We start from the raw sequence: 1,344 nt of genomic DNA, 5'->3' as shown, positions 1-1,344 counted from the left end.
GAGGCCGCGCGCGCCGAGGAACGCCGCGCCGCCGCCGCAACCGCCGAGGCCGAGCGCCGGGCGCTCGAAGCGGCGGTGGCGGCGGAGCGCGCGGCGCAGCTGGCCGAGCAGCAGCAGATCGTTGCTACGCTGGAAACCGGGCTGCACCGGCTGGCCGCGGGCGATCTGACGGCGCGGATCCGGACCCCGTTTCCGCCGCAATACGAAAGCCTGCGCACGAATTTCAACGCCGCGCTGGGCGAGCTTGCGGCGCTGGTGACGACGATCCGGCACAGCACCGAGGGGATCCTCTCCACCTCGGCCGCGCTGGATCGGGGCGCGGACGAGATGTCGGCGCAGGCGGGCAAGGCCGCCGCCTCGCTGGAAGAGACCGCGGCGGCGATGACCGAACTGGCGGGCTCGTCGCGCACCGGGGCCGAGCGGGCGGCCGAAACCGCGCGCAGCGCCGAACGGATGTGCGCCGACATCCAGACCGCGCAGGCGACGGTGAACCGGGTGGTCGAAGCGATGGGGCGGATCACCGCCTCGTCGGATGCGATCGCGCGGATCATCTCGGTGATCGACGACATTTCCTTCCAGACCAACCTTTTGGCACTGAATGCCGGGGTCGAGGCCGCCCGCGCGGGCGAGGCCGGGCGCGGCTTTGCCGTCGTCGCCTCGGAGGTGCGCGATCTGGCGCAGCGCACCACCGCGGCCGCCGCCGAGATCGGCGGGCTGATCACCGAGGCGCGCAGCAAGGTCGGCGAGGGCGAAACCCTGGTGGGCGAGGCCGATCGCGGCCTTGCCGCCGCGGTCGCGGAGATCGAGGCGATCGTCGGCCATGTGCAGGATCTGGCGCAGCTCAGCCGCGAGCAATCGGCCAGCATCGGCGAGGTGACGGCGGCGACCGAGGTGCTGGATCTGGCGACGCAGAAAAGCGCCGAGGGGGTGGAGCGCACGGCGCATTCGGGCCGCGATCTTCTGTCGGCCGCGCAAAGCCTGTCGCAGGCGATCGCGCGGTTCGATCTGGGGGCCGATGTCGGCACCGCGGCGCCCTCGCGCGCTGCCTGAACCGGCCGACAGCGCGACAGATGCGACGATCCCGGCTCCGCCTGTCGGCCGGAGCACCAGATCGACGCGAAGACCCGTTGCGCCCACCGGGGGATGGGGGGCTCTGCCCCCCTCTTTTCCTTCGGAAAATTCACCCCCCGGGATATTTCGGCCAAGGTGAACGCTGCGCCCTCGTTTCGTTTCACCTTGGCCGAAATATCCCGGGGGGCGTCCCGCAGGGACGGGGGGCAGCGCCCCCCCTTCGGGGGGGGCCCGCCCCCCGGGGGGGGGGGGCCCCCCGGGCGGGGGGGGGGC

The 1,344-nt window shown here is 73.2% G+C and carries 1 protein-coding gene; it reads left to right on the top strand.

Annotated elements, in window-relative coordinates; genetic code table 11:
- Positions 1-1,050, top strand: a 1,050-nt coding sequence (locus tag FBT96_RS19460) for a methyl-accepting chemotaxis protein (RefSeq protein WP_249306580.1), incomplete at its 5' end; no start/stop codon positions are given.
- Between the last annotated feature and the right edge of the window lie 294 nt (positions 1,051-1,344).

It is taken from the genome of Rhodobacter capsulatus (genome assembly GCF_005144475.1).
GTDB classification, from domain to species: domain Bacteria; phylum Pseudomonadota; class Alphaproteobacteria; order Rhodobacterales; family Rhodobacteraceae; genus Rhodobacter; species Rhodobacter capsulatus_C.
This window is presented reverse-complemented; position numbering and strand designations above follow the sequence as displayed.